A 13,261-nucleotide genomic window follows, 5' to 3' on the forward strand; every position below is an offset into this window, starting at 1 on the left:
GCCCAGCTACCTGAACAGCAAGATCACCCAGATTCCACCCGCCACCGTCGCCGCGATACTCGAGGCGATCACTACGCGAGTTGCACACGCTGATAGCTAGCTACTCTCCCCACGCAACTCAATACGACCGCAGGTTTCTATTGACAATATGCAATTCTGCTTTATCTTAACCGCGCGCTCCCCAGCTCTCGCGCGCGATCATACCTTCACGCGCTTCTCAGGTATGTGTCTGATATCATTTGCATTCATGTAAATGAGTAGGACAGGTTAGTGAAGAGGGGGGAAGCGCACTACTTCTTTGCTGTTTTCATGTTCTTTGCTGTTTTCCTGTAAATACTCTCCAATTTTAGATCTTGATAGAGCTTCTGCCTTATAAAACCTCTATCCCGCCAGTTTTCTTTATAAACAATTTTTTCATCCAGCCGAATATAGACCACACAGTCGCCCTTATCAGAAAAATAAACATTCCTATAAACGGCAAGTATTTTTCTATTTACAACAACTCTGCCGCCCTCCCGCAATACATCTCCTGGAACTGTTTGAATCTGATGCGGCGTTCGCATGAGTAGACTTTTCGCATATGGCAAAGCAGTTAAACTGTCGCGTATATGCGATTGCGCGCGAGTAATCCTTGTGAGGTGCCTCCAGGCGTAATTACTGATTGAAACATCCCCCAAGCAGCAACTAAACACTCCTTTAATTCTTGAGAATCTCGGCCAAGCCCAGTCACGCACTTCAGAGGTAGTATTTAGAGAGGGCACGGTAATACCACTCGCATTGGCTACTGGCACTCTCTGCTTATGCAACAATCGCTCAATCTCAAATCTCGATGCAGGTGTCAGCAGATGGCTTTCCGACACAGATAGAGTTTCAATTGGTGTTTTTTTATCGATCAGCTTCCAGTAAATTTTAGTTTCCGGGTCTAATCGCACCCAGATCAGAAGAACTGGCTGATTTGTTGCTCGCCACTTTTGTATATGTAACTTATCAATATTTTGTAATCGCCAGCGTTTTTTTGTCGGAGTCCACCGACCAAAACTTACGCCGGTCTTAACTTGCACTGCCACTTGCATATTAGCTGGACTAGGGAACCTTGTTTCGAATTTCAACTGAAAATCGAGAGCACCAGTCCCCTCACCTCTCATCGTCTCACGACTGGCTTCCCCATTAAATATTAGCGACAAGGCACTTGCAGCAAGACTCTCACCCGCACTTCCTTGATCAAATTCAAAGACATTCATAGCACACACCAACTAATTATCTTAGAAACAGAAAAGGTGAAAATTTACTTATCTACTCTAGGCCCCTTCTGGCCGGTTGCTTCAGCTAGTGAGAGCCAGCTACCGCCCTGTTGCAGCCGCTCACAGATGGCCTCAGCCGCCCCGCTAGAATGAGAGGCTACGCCTGCACGATTTACTTCACGGCTCGTGCCAACCGCTGACAGTGCCGGTTTCGGCATCGAACTGCACCTCCCCACCGCCCGAATCGCCGTACTTCCAAGTCGTGAAAATTTCGTTCGCCGTTTAATGATGCGTCTAACGACCGTAGGGTCGACCACCTTAGTGTCGATCGTAGGATAGGTTGCCAGGTAGTCGCGACTCCCGCTTGTGGAGGCCCTAGTCAAGACTTCTACACCTTCGGCTTCCAGGATTCCCCAGATAAATTCATTGAGACGCGAATCCTGCCCGGCCAGGGTGGCGCCTATGGTGAATTGGAGCTCACCAGCAGGCGTCAGCTTTCCAATTCGGCGTGTCCGATATTTATGCATTGGGAGGTCAGGCTTGGCCCTGAGGGCAAGCCAGCCCTTCTGATGCTGGCACCGAAAAAACTCATCGAGAATTGTGAGCAAAAGAGACATGTGGGCTTCGTCCAGTGTCGGGCTCTATGACTCAGAGAGTGGTACGGCCAGCATCACCGCTCAGGTGCAACATCCGCACTCCTGCGGGTTAAAGCCCTGAGAAAAGGTAGCTGTCCTCATGTTTTCGATACGTGATAACCGCCCCTCCCAAAGCTTGCGAGATCGGCTTGAGGAAGTCGTTTCGAGGGAGTTCGGGGAGCACTAGGAAGCGCCTCACCGGTAAGCCCAATCGCGCCTTTATGCTCTCGCCGTGAAGCAATAGCTGGCCAACAGCGGTGTAAACACTCTGTGTATCGGCAGAGGTCTTCACCTCGTATAGCTCCGTCCAGTCGGCGTGGGTTGCCGCAAGGTCGATGGCCTGGTTTTTCTGTAGATTCGCCCCACTTCCTAGAGCCTTGGCCAGCGCGGCAACAATGGCTCCATGCTCCACTACCCGCTTACCTGTCGTAGCCGGCGGCGCTACGTTCGTCTCGCCTGAGAACTCATCGAAGTACGCGGATAGGGCCATCATCGAGTCTCGTTGCGCGGCCCCGCTCTTCCCTGCACCATTTCCGCCGCTATTCCGAGCCTCGGCACTCATAGCGGCAATTCGAGTCGCTACCTCGCGGGCCTCCTGGGCGAAGGCAAAGAGCTTGTCGATCATGTCTGGCTCATTTAGGCCGGCAATCAAGATGACTCGATTCGTTTGTTTGCCATCCCGAGCATCCACGCAGTTACTGAACTGAGATAGGACGAGGTCCTTCGGCAGGCCGGCTTTGCCCTTTGTGAGCTTTCCGCGGTGAGCCAGGAAGATCTCGCCTGTTGCGTCGCGAACAAACGCGCCGGCGTAGAGCCTCGAACAGGTCTCTTTCGGGAAGTTCAGCTGCACGGCCAGTTCCAGCCAGTCAGACTCGCCTGGCGCACCAAATAGCAGGTGATTCACGTACTTGGCCGGGTCATGCCCCAGCGGTGACCAGCCGCGAACCCGATCTCCTTTGTCATGCTCAAAAAAGACGTCGCCGGTGTGATGCCCAGATGGGTATGTGAGCTCTCGCGATTCCCTGTACGGGAACCCCTTGCGCATGATCTTCGCAAACTTGGCGTTCAGCGCCGCGATGTCTGCCGGGTCGGTGATGACCTCGAATAGGTGATCTGTGCCCTCTGCGCTGCTAGGGGCAGCCTTGATCGTTGCCCGGCTCAGGATGCTATTAAAGACGCGCTGGCCAATCTCCCTGACCCCATTGCGCCAGTAGTTTTTAGCCATCGATGGAGGGATAGTCTCGAGGTAGCTGTCTCCTTCCTTGGCCGGCACCGCAAACGCGAACGGCTCGTAGTCGTCGATGATGGCAAGGAGATCGCCTTTATCGCTCTCGGGATCGGGCTCGACCGAGCCAATGCGCGCCACACCGAAGTAGTGGGGCCGCTCGCTGAGGCGGCGCTCGGTGAAGGCTTTATCAAGCAGCTTGCCCTTGTAGTAGATGACCTGCGTGCCGGGCTTGAGGATCGAGCTGTAGCGCTTGGGGAAGTGGTAGATGGCGCCTGTCTCGTCGTTCCAGATGGAGACGTCGTTTTCAGCGATAACAGCGGGCATGAGTCGGGAGTCCTTTCCTTGGCGAAGCAGCCACCCTACCGAAGCTAAAGGGGGTCTGCGCCTTCGATTACGTTGCACTCGACGCCGCCCCAAGCTCACATCGTTTGAAGGCCGCGCAGAGGTAGAGGAGTGTACTTTACAGGATTTTCTCCACCTGAAGGCCACTTGCCATCTACACCTCCTTTGAACAGAATTACTCAATACTGCCCCTTATCTTGAGATGAAAAATGCCTAGGGCCTTCTACAAATACGTCCTCCTCGCCGCAATTGTGCTATTCAGTCCGATCGCAGCGACCAAGCCTGCTGCGGTTCCTGATAAGAATTCCCAGCTTCAGGCACAGAAGGACCTCCACGAGCAAATCAGGAACGCAGAGTTAGAAGTTCAACATCTCAAAGAACAACTCAGTTACGTCACAACAAAAGTAACAATTAACGAGGCGATAGCGAACAATCAGTTGTCAATGCAAGACAAAAGGCTTGCAGACCTTGGGCTTCAAACCGCCCAACAGGCGAACTACATGGGGTCTATCTCCAACCTTTCGACGCTTGTCGGCCTTGGAATAACAGTATTAACAATCTTAGTTGCCTTTGTGACTTACATAAGCGTAAAGAACAAAGCCACCAGTGAAGCCAAGGAAGCTGCTGAACATTGGTTTCGGGATCACGGCGAGATCTTAACAGTTCGAATCCAAACCCTACATGAAGAAGCAAGTAACTTACGTAGCGAAGTTGAAAAACTTAAAGATGTATCTCAGGAAGCCATTCGTGAGATACACCAACGCAGAGACGAATTCTTCAAGGCCGCCGACGAAATTCTCCTCACAACGCGCCCCCCAGTGCCTGCCAACGTTGCCGAGCATCGAACCGATAGCCCATCCAAGCACAAACATCAAAAGACCCCCCCCCAAACAGACTCAAGCAGCGATAAGAATATAGACAAAGTCAGGAAGATTAGTGAAGAACTGGAATTCAAACCAGAATCCACCTTTACCTCAGATGAGCACTTTGCTCGTGGCCTTTCTTTGTTATCGCAAGATAGCTTCAATCCCGCACTAATAAATCTCAGGAAAGCTATCAATCTAGAGACTCACTCAGCGTCACCTAACGAGGAAAACCTCGTAAAAATGATGTTCGCACTAGCTTTGTGCTATAGCAATCTGAAGCGTAATAAATCTGAAATTTCGATATATAACGAGATTCTGGAGCGATTTAGAGACTCGCCCAACAGCAACATTATCGAATACCTCCTAATGTCCTCAATCAACAAATCTATTCGTTTATCTGAGCAGGATCGAGTCCCCGAAGCAATTGAATTAATAGACACCACCATAGCCAAATATGAGTCCAGCAGCGACACAAAAATCGCAAAATACATACCTACTCTTTATGGCGCAAAAGCCTCTATCCTTAGCAACAATAACGACCTCGGGGAAGCACTTACCATTTGCGACAATTTTGAAAGAAATTTCAAAATAGACGAATACGAAAATAGCAATCTAGAATTTTCAAGAATAAAAAACACACGCGCCTACTGCCACATACTTTTATCCAAGAAGAACTGGAGCGACACAGCCACACGCATCAACCACTTAGAGCTAGCAATAAAAACCCTTATCCAAGCTATCGCTGACAACGACTATCGGCCCGTCGTTCTGGGAAATCTTGGCTATGCTTATCACCTACTGGGCGATACTGAACGCGCCGTAAGCTTTACCACCGAATGCCTTAAGCTTGGTGGCAAAGAGACTTATGAACTACAAAAGGAAGATGCTTTAAAATATAGGCTGGCCCCTCAGGACCCCTCATATGAAGCACTACTGAAAACCACATGGGAATCGCTTTCAGGGGAAGCTGAATAATTTCATTATTTCTATGGAATTCTCCACAACTGCCTCAAGTTTGTCGTGTAACGACGGCTCAACAAGTCTCTCCGCATTCCCCAGTCCGGTTCCGTGGGTACCCCACCCGGCCGGACCGTCCCCCTTCCCCACTTCGTGTTGATGGCATCCATTACGGCCATGGCCTTTGTGGCGCGCTCGGGCTGGGTGGGCGCGAACAGGTCGCCGGTGAATTCACCAGGCTGGCGGAGATCGAGCAGCAGCACCTCGGCCTTGCTGAAGGCAAATCCTTCCCGGTAGACCAGTTCCAGGCCATCCATGGCGGCCTTGGTGATCAGTCGGGTGTCGTCGGTGGGGTACGGCAATTCGACGCTGACGCCCTTGGCGAACTTGGGTTCGTCGGGGTTGAACATGCCGGTGCGGATGCTGACCTGCACGCGCTTGCAGTACGAGCCCTGGGCGCGGAGCTTTTCGCAGGCGCGGGCGGCGTAGGTGGCTACGGCTTCGCGGATGGGTGGGAGTTCGTGCAAGCGTTTGCCGAACATCCTGGAGCAGCAGATCTCCTGCTTGGGTGGTGCGGCCTCCTCGAGCTCCAGGCAGGCGACGCCGCGCAGTTCGCGGGCGGTCTTTTCGATGACGACGTTGAACTGTTTGCGCAGAGTCCAGGCGTCGGCCTGGGCGAGATCCCAGGCGGTGTTGATACCCTGGGCGTTGAGGTGTTCTGTCATGTGACGGCCGACGCCCCAGACGTCGCTGACCTTGCAGGCCCTGAGCAGGCGATCGCGGCGGGCTGGGTCGCGCACGTCTAGTACACCGCCGGTCTGGGCTTGCCACTTTTTGGCGCCGTGGTTGGCGAGCTTTGCGAGGGTCTTGGAGGTGCCGATGCCGACGCCAACGGGGATGCCGGTGCAGCGCAATACCCGGGCGCGCATTTCTCGGCCGAGGCGCACCAGGTCGCCGGGCATGCCGGTGAGGTCGGCGAAGCATTCGTCAATGCTGTAGACCTCGACCGCCGGCGCCATCTCCTCGAGGAGGGTCATGACGCGGGCGCTCATATCGCCATAGAGGGCGTAGTTGCTGGAGAACGCCAGGATGCCCAGGCGCTCCAGCTTGTGGCGGATCTTGAAGTAGGGCTCCCCCATGGCGATGTGGGGCTTGGCATCGGCGCTGCGGGCGATGACGCAGCCGTCGTTGTTGGAGAGGACGACGATCGGTGTGCGGGCCAGGTCGGGGCGGAAGACGCGTTCGCAGCTGGCGTAGAACGAATTGCAGTCGATCAGCGCGATGGCGCGGTCAGGCATGGTCGTGGCACCGGATGGTGTAGCGCACCACTCCCCAGATCAGCAGTTCGTCCCCTTCCAGGATGTAGCGCGGTGGGTACTTGGGGTTTTCGGCGCGCAGGACGATCTGGCCGAGCTCCTTGGCCAGGCGCTTGACGGTGGGCTCGCCGTTTACGGCGGCGATAACGATGTCGCCCGGTTCTGCCTCGCGGGAGCGGTCGACCACCATGAGGTCCCCATCGTGGATGCCGGCGCGGATCATGCTGTCGCCGCCGGAACGCACCAGGTAGGTATGGGGCGCCCTCACCTGCAGGATCTCGTCCAGGGAGATCTCGCGCTCGAGGTGGTCCTGGGCGGGCGACGGGAAGCCGGCCGGCACGCGGAAGGCGAACAGGGGAAGTGGGCGACTGCGGGCCAGCAGGCGCGCGACTACGTCATGAAGCATGGGAAAGGTCCGATATACTGTATATAAATACAGTAATAGACCAAGGACGTTTCCTACAATGGGAGGGAGACAAACGGAGGGCGTGCTGATGTGCGGAAGGTACGTATCGCCAGACGAAGCTGCGATGGAGCGGTATTGGCATATCGGTGCAAGGAACTCCGGGCGGTGGATCCAGCGCATCTATAACGTTGCGCCGACCACACAGGTGCCGATGGTGTTCCTCAATGAGGCGGGAGAACAGGAGGTGATCGCAGCCCGCTGGGGGCTGATCCCGTTCTGGTGGAAGAAGGACAAGCTACCGCCGATGACCTTCAACGCACGCAGCGAGGAGGCACCGACGAAGCCGATGTGGCGGGATGCGATCCGGCACCGTCGCTGCCTGATGCCGGCGGCGGGCTGGTACGAGTGGAACGAGAAGGAGCCGGTGAAGAACAAGGCGGGCCGGACGGTGAACCAGCCCTACTATCATCATGCGCCTGGCGATAACGTCTTGGCGATCGCCGGGATCTGGTCAACCTGGTCGCCGCCGGAGGGCGAGCCGATTACCTCGTGCGCGCTGCTGACGAAGGATGCCGCCGGGCCAGTGGCGGCGATCCACCACCGGATGCCGGTGATCCTGGCGCCTGAGCAGTGGGAGTGTTGGCTGTCACCGCAGACATCCCTGGAGCTGGCCTACGACACCATTGCGTTGAGCCGGGAAGATTTTGAGGCGTACGCGGTGACTACCGACGTGGGAAACGCTCGTAATCAGGGATCCGAATTGATTGAACGGATTTCGCGCTGATTCCGGTGACGAAACGGCGATCAATACGATGGGCTTCGTAGACTACGGCGTAAGCTACGAAAACTCTACTAGTAATTTTTCTCCCAGAATTACGCCACTCAAACGTTAGAGTTTTTCGCCACTTACTTTAAACGACACAACTTAGTACGTTTTTAGATTCTCTATTTTATGCAACTGAAATTGCGACGATAAAACTGGGTAAGCTTTTCGGCACCGTCTAAAACACCTCACTATTTAGACATTGAAAAAATACGACGAAACAGGACAATTGGCCAAACGCCCAAATGACCAATTGGACAAATGGCCAGATGACGCAATAACGCAATGACAAAATGACGCAAAGCCCCGCCATCTCTGGGGTACAGCACAACCAACACCAGAGCCAACCCAGGAATACACGGTACAATATCACTGCATGGTGCAAATTTTAGGTCGTCCGCAAAGAGTGATAGCTAGAGGCCCTAAAGAGCCCCTTGCAAATGTTCTTACGGCGAATTATCTTTGCTTTGCCAAACAGCTCTTCGCCTCTTCGCTACTTGTAGCGCAGCGGATTTATTTGGCAAAAAAAAGCCCCCGGCAGTAACCGGGGGCTTCCGATAAGAGCGATCAACAGACCGTTGATCTTTAGGACCAATCGGTGATGCTGATACCCCTATCACTCGCGTGTTCAAGGTATCACAAAGCCGTTGGGTTGTCAGATAACTCAGTGGAGGTGCCTATGGGCAGACTCATTGAAGCGTTCCAGCTGGTGATCGCCATGATCAGCTTGGTGCTTCAGGTGTTACCGTTCATCAAGTAAGTCCTTACCGGCCGGGCACCTTGGGTGCCCGGCTTTTTTTCTATCCGCGCAATACCTCCTGCGCACGCTTCCACAACTGCCTGCGATCGTCGGCGCCGACCGGCACTCGGCCGGGCTGGCCGGTATTGATGATGCTGCCGATGTCGTCGAACCGGCCGACGTCCGCCAGGGAGTTCAACTTGCGATCGGCCCACCACCAGGCTGCGGACAATGCGGCGAACTCCGGCAGCTCCAGCAGCTCGGGGCGATCGAGGAGCGGCTGGCCAATGCCGGTCCCGGCGGCGCGGTAGTTGTCGCGCCCGGTCACCTGCAGCAGCCCGCGGCCGCGGTATCGCCAGCCATCACCCGAGGAGATTGAACCGTTGCCGTTGCGGGCGGCATAGGTGGTGTTGGCGATCAACTCCGGCTTGCGTGCCAACTGGTCGGCCAACGGCGTTGGGATGAACGCACCCTTTTCTGTTCGCAGGTAGCGCCCACGGGAATCCTTAGTGGCGTAGCGCGATGGCCAGACATCGGCCAGGCGCTGGGCACTGTAGTTGAGATTTTCCACCAGGCGAGTGAGGTGGACGCTTTCGTGGCCGATCTGCGCGAGGAACGCCGCTTGCCGTACCGATGAGGTAATACCGAAGCGGGTCATCGCGCGGTTGAGGTGAGAAACAAAAACGCCGGCTTGTTTGCCGGCGTTGGGGAGGATGCGCAGCAGTTGCTGCTCAGAAATATTCATAACTTCTCCAGGTTATATTTCCATTTGATTCAGGCACAGCGGGAATACAAGCTATGGTTAAGCGCCATGGCATAAAGCCATAATCGAAATCAAACATCGGTATAGAGGCGAGGACGCTATGGGATGTCAGTACGCGGGACATGCTTATTCGGAAGGAGCCGTTATTTGTATTAACAATGGCCGCTACGTTTGCAGCACCAACGAGTGGCGGAATGACGGAAACTGCGCTGCACCAGGATGGGAAAATGAAGTTGATGAGGCTCTAGGGCCGGTCATTTCGGATGTTGATGGCATTCGCCTAACTAGCCCAGGACCTAGGAGGGTTTCGCTAGTTAACTACAACGACTATATGAAAGTTAAAATTGTCACGCTAAAGGTCTATGGAAGTTCCAACCGAGAAGGAAAGTTCTACGTTGCAAAATCTTGGGGCTATGATATCTGGGTACTGAAGGAAGGCGAGGCAGGGACCACGACCATTACTAAGGTTGAAGACGCTCCAGCGGAGGGAGATCAGAGCGCAAAACAGTTCTTGGATATACAGCTCTCAGGTACCCCGTCCATTCGGAACGCCTCACCCCATTACATTTATTTATCGCTTGACTTTGCTTCGGGTAGCGAAGCGAACCTCCCGTTCCCGACCGCATTTATGAGACTAGTCGTCCCGCCGGGAAAACTTGTACATTTAGCAAATGGGGGCGAAACAGTGAAAGTATATAAATGGGGGCCTGTTACAGTTCAGGACACCTACCTACTCGGCTAGCAGAATTTCAACCTTCCATAAAAAAGCCCGCCAGTGGCGGGCTGAAACCGAGCGGAGTGATGAGCTACCTTGGGAGGAGTTCCGCTCGCATAATGTGGATGGAGCTAGGGGCGCTGATGCGGACGTCCGCCGTCTTGCCGTGGACTCTGCCGATATGGACGACGATGCCGTCGCCGCGCAGCTGGCGGATCAGGTCTTCATCGCTTGTAGCCGGGTCGACACTGAGAATGATGTCCTCGCCGCTGTCGCGCTGTAGTACCAGGTTGCCCATGACCCTTTCTCCGTGGGGTGTTGATGGGTACACCATGGCTTAGCCAGCTGGCACCGCAAGGTCGGGTATCGTGCTTGGGCAATCGCCCACAACAACCAGGGCAGCGTCCGACAAGTTCAGACGGTGAGAATCTTGAGGGTGGTGGACTTCTTGGCGGTAGCGCGCTTTGTACCGGCCTTCGCCTTGCCCCTCTTGCCGGCGTTGCACTCGACCGTTGTGCTCCAGCCGGACGCGGTAAACACCTGCTCCACGGAGTCCACCAAGTAACTGCCGTCGACGCCCGCTTTGAACCCGGAAACGCTGATCGTTCGCTCGGCGAACAGGTCTGTCCGACCGGGCATTTCCAGGCGCACGTTGGCGGTGGAGCGGTTGAACGCTGCCAGGCGTGCCCGGGCGGCCTGCTCGGCAGCGGTCTTACTGGGGTGAATGTGGCGATCGGTGTGGACAGGCGGCAGTCCGTCGGGGGCGTCTTCGTTGGGGATTTCGAGCACCTGCAGCGGGCCTTTGGTCTTGTCCTGATAGCGGGTGCGGACGGCCTTCTGCGCGCTGCGATCATCGAAACGGAACTGGAAGCGGGAAACGTCCGCCCGGCGCAAAGCGACCTCCCCCAGTGCTCTGCCGCTGGCCGTCTGACCGTACTGGCGAGGCAACACCAGGAGCTTGCCGTCGGCCACCTTGGCGGTGCAGTCGAACTGCCGGGCCAGGCGGGTAATGAAGTGAAAGTCCGATTCCTTGAGCTGGTCGGCCCGGGGCACGCTGGTGGTCACCGGGCACTCGGGCTGCCAGCCGTTGCGCACAGCGACGTCGGCCACTATGCGGGCCAGGCTTACCGCTTCCCAACTGCCGCTGCGCGCCGCCTTGCCGGTGCCACGCATATCACTGGCGCGGCCACGAATCACGATGGCATCCGGCGGGCCGGCAAACTCCACTGTATCAACGGTGAAGGCGCCCAGACGTGCCAGTGCCTGCCCTTGATAGCCCAGTAGCACCTCGAGGCGCGCGCCTTTTCGCGGCAGCGTGACAGCGCCGTCACGGTCATCGATGCGCAACTCGAACTCGTCGGACTCCATGCCGACCTTGTCCACGGTGCGTAACAGCAGGAGGCGGTCGTTGATAAGGGCCGTAATGTCGCTCCCATCAGCGACTATCTGGAATTCAGGTTTCATCGTGCTCCCTCATAAAAAATCCCCACTTAAGTGGGGATTTTGGTAGGGCTAGAACTCGCCAGGCCGATGTCTGCCTAAAGGTCCTTTCCACTCAATTTTGGAACCGCGAAGGTAACGAAGAAGTAGTCGCTTTCAGGCCCCCTTGTCCGGTTAACTTTTGCCATACGGGTATCTCTCGGCAAGGCATTCAAAACTTGTTGCGCGGAGGATTTACCCTTCATGTAACTATCGGCACCCTCAAACATATAGAGGGTCACTTGGCCAGTGCTCATGCCGACGCGCTGATACTTGAAGATTTCATCTGACAGACCAACAGGGTTCTCGGCATAGGAGCGGACGACGTCAAATTCCGTGTCCCTATCTTTTAGCAATATAGCCATATACTTCTCGCTCAATAATCCAATGAGCTTGTAGTAAGCATCGGACGAATAGGGGGAAGTCAGAACAACGGATTCCAGCTTGGAACTCTCGAATATCAAGCTTAGAAAATATTTATCGCCGGCAAAATCTACTTGCTCCAGACATTTGGCGTCGGCATGAAGCGATTTCGAACAGTCATAGAACCCACTCTCACTGGTGAACGTGCTCTTCGCCGCACCGTACTTATAGCCTTGAAACAGAGTCACGTCATCTGCAGAAGCGTTTAGCCCCACGAGCAGAAGAACCGCCCCCAAAATTACGTTACGCATTCAACTTCCTTATAGATGAACATCTGGATGAGCATAGAAACAACTCTGATTCAATCCCACAACCGCAGATTCTGGCTGGGTGAATCTGCGACTTCAGGCAAGGTTATCAGAAGCCCCACCCGAAACGGTTGCGGCTCCATGGCCAAGCCAGGATTTGCGTTCAGCACCGCTTCCACGGTGCCGTTGAGGTGGCCGTAATAGTGATGACAGAGGGCGTCGAGGATGTCGCCGTCAGACGTTCGGCAGGTCTTCGCCATAGCGGATGAACTCCAGGGTGAAGGTCTGTTTGCGGGGAATGCCGCCGCGCAGCAAGGCGCCCTGCTCCTCCTCGAGGCGCGCGAGGCACCAGAGGCCCAGGACCTGACCGTAGCCGGTGGTGAGGTTCAGGGGCTGCAGTTGGGCGCCGATGGTGCGCAGGGTGTCGAGCTGGGCGAGGCCGCCGCGCCAGTTGGGGAAAATGGCGCCTTTGAGGCTGATACGCTCCTCGCCCAGGCCAGGGGACTGTTGTGCCGGCCGGCGTGTAAGCCGTTCCTGCGAGGCCCAGCGGAACTCCGTTTGCCGGGTGAGCTGGTCGAACGCGGCGGTGTCCAGGTTGAAGTAGAACGGCGCGCTGTTGGCGGCCAGGGGCTGAAGGATCAGCAGGTGCGAGAACGGCTTCACCGCCTCCGGCGCCGGCGTGAGGTCCGGCGCGAAGGCCGTGGTGGGCAGGATGCCCGACAGGGCCGGGCTGAGGCTGCCGGCCACGCGGTTGACGGCGGCCGCGGCGCGGCCGGTTTGCTCGCCCAGCTGGCCCAAGCGCTCATCGATGCCGCTGAGTACCCGGGATGTGCGGTTGTAGATCGAGGCGACGTCGTTGGCGCGCTGCTGGGCGGCACTGATGCCGCCCATGATGCGGCGTAGCTGTTCGGACACGCCATCCGGTACACCCGGCAGCACGTCCAGTTCGCCAACGGCCCCGGCGATGTCGCTGATAGCGCCGTTGACGGGGCTGAGCATGCCATCCAAGGAGCGGCGCCCGGCTTCGCTCGCGCAGGCAATGTGCGTCATGCCGCTTTGCAGCAGGTCCAGGTAGGCCAT

At 55.9% G+C, this 13,261-nt stretch carries 13 protein-coding genes; 3 read left to right on the top strand and 10 right to left on the bottom strand.

Translation table 11 applies throughout. From position 1 onward, the window contains the following. Positions 1 to 290 precede the first annotated feature (290 nt). A complete protein-coding gene (locus tag C167_RS33580; protein WP_081596643.1) occupies positions 291 to 1,241 on the bottom strand; it encodes a DUF4365 domain-containing protein in 951 nt (316 codons plus the stop codon). A 705-nt stretch (positions 1,242 to 1,946) separates the two neighbouring features. Beyond that, positions 1,947 to 3,428: a hypothetical protein gene (locus C167_RS35030; protein WP_017517014.1), complete on the bottom strand. Its 1,482-nt coding sequence runs from the start codon at positions 3,426 to 3,428 to the stop codon at positions 1,947 to 1,949. A gap of 227 nt (positions 3,429 to 3,655) precedes the next feature. Here C167_RS35030 and C167_RS0104225 point away from each other — a divergent pair, with 227 nt between their 5' ends. Then, a complete protein-coding gene (locus C167_RS0104225) occupies positions 3,656 to 5,287 on the top strand; it encodes a hypothetical protein (protein ID WP_017517015.1) in 1,632 nt (543 codons plus the stop codon). An 11-nt stretch (positions 5,288 to 5,298) separates the two neighbouring features. Here the strand turns inward: C167_RS0104225 and umuC are convergent, their stop codons facing one another. Continuing rightward, positions 5,299 to 6,567, bottom strand: coding sequence for a translesion error-prone DNA polymerase V subunit UmuC (umuC, locus tag C167_RS0104230; RefSeq protein ID WP_017517016.1), 1,269 nt, complete (start codon positions 6,565 to 6,567; stop codon positions 5,299 to 5,301). Next, entirely contained in the window at positions 6,560 to 6,991 is a 432-nt protein-coding gene (locus C167_RS0104235) for a LexA family protein (protein WP_017517017.1), read from the bottom strand. The genes umuC and C167_RS0104235 overlap by 8 nt, the downstream gene beginning before the upstream one ends. Before the next feature lie 88 nt (positions 6,992 to 7,079). Here C167_RS0104235 and C167_RS0104240 point away from each other — a divergent pair, with 88 nt between their 5' ends. Beyond that, the gene (locus tag C167_RS0104240) at positions 7,080 to 7,775 is read left to right on the top strand and encodes an SOS response-associated peptidase (RefSeq protein WP_026078801.1); all 696 of its coding nucleotides are present in this window, start codon (positions 7,080 to 7,082) and stop codon (positions 7,773 to 7,775) included. A gap of 839 nt (positions 7,776 to 8,614) precedes the next feature. On the opposite strand, the gene C167_RS0104250 is transcribed toward C167_RS0104240, so the two are convergent. Continuing rightward, the gene (locus C167_RS0104250) at positions 8,615 to 9,298 is read right to left on the bottom strand and encodes a glycoside hydrolase family 19 protein (protein WP_017517019.1); all 684 of its coding nucleotides are present in this window, start codon (positions 9,296 to 9,298) and stop codon (positions 8,615 to 8,617) included. Positions 9,299 to 9,416: 118 nt separating this feature from the next. Between C167_RS0104250 and C167_RS34415 the strand changes: the two genes are divergently transcribed. Beyond that, on the top strand, positions 9,417 to 10,058 hold the full coding sequence (locus tag C167_RS34415; RefSeq protein ID WP_157791816.1) for a hypothetical protein: 642 nt from the start codon (positions 9,417 to 9,419) through the stop codon (positions 10,056 to 10,058). Between the two features lie 64 nt (positions 10,059 to 10,122). On the opposite strand, the gene C167_RS0104255 is transcribed toward C167_RS34415, so the two are convergent. The 5 genes from C167_RS0104255 to C167_RS0104275 form a co-directional block, all read right to left on the bottom strand. After that, on the bottom strand, positions 10,123 to 10,329 hold the full coding sequence (locus C167_RS0104255; protein WP_017517020.1) for a carbon storage regulator: 207 nt from the start codon (positions 10,327 to 10,329) through the stop codon (positions 10,123 to 10,125). Positions 10,330 to 10,445: 116 nt separating this feature from the next. Next, positions 10,446 to 11,495 carry a phage late control D family protein gene (locus C167_RS0104260; protein ID WP_017517021.1) on the bottom strand — a complete coding sequence of 350 codons (1,050 nt, stop codon included), beginning with the start codon at positions 11,493 to 11,495 and terminating at the stop codon, positions 10,446 to 10,448. 74 nt (positions 11,496 to 11,569) lie between these two features. Further along, entirely contained in the window at positions 11,570 to 12,184 is a 615-nt protein-coding gene (locus C167_RS0104265; RefSeq protein WP_017517022.1) for a hypothetical protein, read from the bottom strand. 50 nt (positions 12,185 to 12,234) lie between these two features. Then, entirely contained in the window at positions 12,235 to 12,441 is a 207-nt protein-coding gene (locus C167_RS0104270) for a tail protein X (protein WP_017517023.1), read from the bottom strand. Continuing rightward, positions 12,416 to 13,261, bottom strand: coding sequence for a phage tail protein (locus C167_RS0104275; protein WP_017517024.1), 846 nt, complete (start codon positions 13,259 to 13,261; stop codon positions 12,416 to 12,418). Before C167_RS0104275 ends, C167_RS0104270 begins: the two co-directional genes overlap by 26 nt.

This window comes from Pseudomonas nitroreducens TX1 (genome assembly GCF_000313755.1).
Classification (GTDB): domain Bacteria; phylum Pseudomonadota; class Gammaproteobacteria; order Pseudomonadales; family Pseudomonadaceae; genus Pseudomonas; species Pseudomonas nitroreducens_A.

Excerpts from the sequence above, each read along its gene's own strand:
- C167_RS0104240 (WP_026078801.1), top strand. The coding sequence starts at position 7,080 with ATGTGCGGAAGGTACGTATCGCCAGACGAAGCTGCGATGGAGCGGTAT.
- C167_RS0104225 (WP_017517015.1), top strand. The coding sequence starts at position 3,656 with ATGCCTAGGGCCTTCTACAAATACGTCCTCCTCGCCGCAATTGTGCTA.
- C167_RS0104265 (WP_017517022.1), bottom strand. The coding sequence starts at position 12,184 with ATGCGTAACGTAATTTTGGGGGCGGTTCTTCTGCTCGTGGGGCTAAAC.
- umuC (WP_017517016.1), bottom strand. The coding sequence starts at position 6,567 with ATGCCTGACCGCGCCATCGCGCTGATCGACTGCAATTCGTTCTACGCC.
- C167_RS34415 (WP_157791816.1), top strand. The coding sequence starts at position 9,417 with ATGGGATGTCAGTACGCGGGACATGCTTATTCGGAAGGAGCCGTTATT.
- C167_RS35030 (WP_017517014.1), bottom strand. The coding sequence starts at position 3,428 with ATGCCCGCTGTTATCGCTGAAAACGACGTCTCCATCTGGAACGACGAG.
- C167_RS0104260 (WP_017517021.1), bottom strand. The coding sequence starts at position 11,495 with ATGAAACCTGAATTCCAGATAGTCGCTGATGGGAGCGACATTACGGCC.
- C167_RS0104255 (WP_017517020.1), bottom strand. The coding sequence starts at position 10,329 with ATGGGCAACCTGGTACTACAGCGCGACAGCGGCGAGGACATCATTCTC.
- C167_RS0104250 (WP_017517019.1), bottom strand. The coding sequence starts at position 9,298 with ATGAATATTTCTGAGCAGCAACTGCTGCGCATCCTCCCCAACGCCGGC.
- C167_RS0104235 (WP_017517017.1), bottom strand. The coding sequence starts at position 6,991 with ATGCTTCATGACGTAGTCGCGCGCCTGCTGGCCCGCAGTCGCCCACTT.
- C167_RS0104275 (WP_017517024.1), bottom strand. The coding sequence starts at position 13,261 with ATGGCCTACCTGGACCTGCTGCAAAGCGGCATGACGCACATTGCCTGC.
- C167_RS0104270 (WP_017517023.1), bottom strand. The coding sequence starts at position 12,441 with ATGGCGAAGACCTGCCGAACGTCTGACGGCGACATCCTCGACGCCCTC.
- C167_RS33580 (WP_081596643.1), bottom strand. The coding sequence starts at position 1,241 with ATGAATGTCTTTGAATTTGATCAAGGAAGTGCGGGTGAGAGTCTTGCT.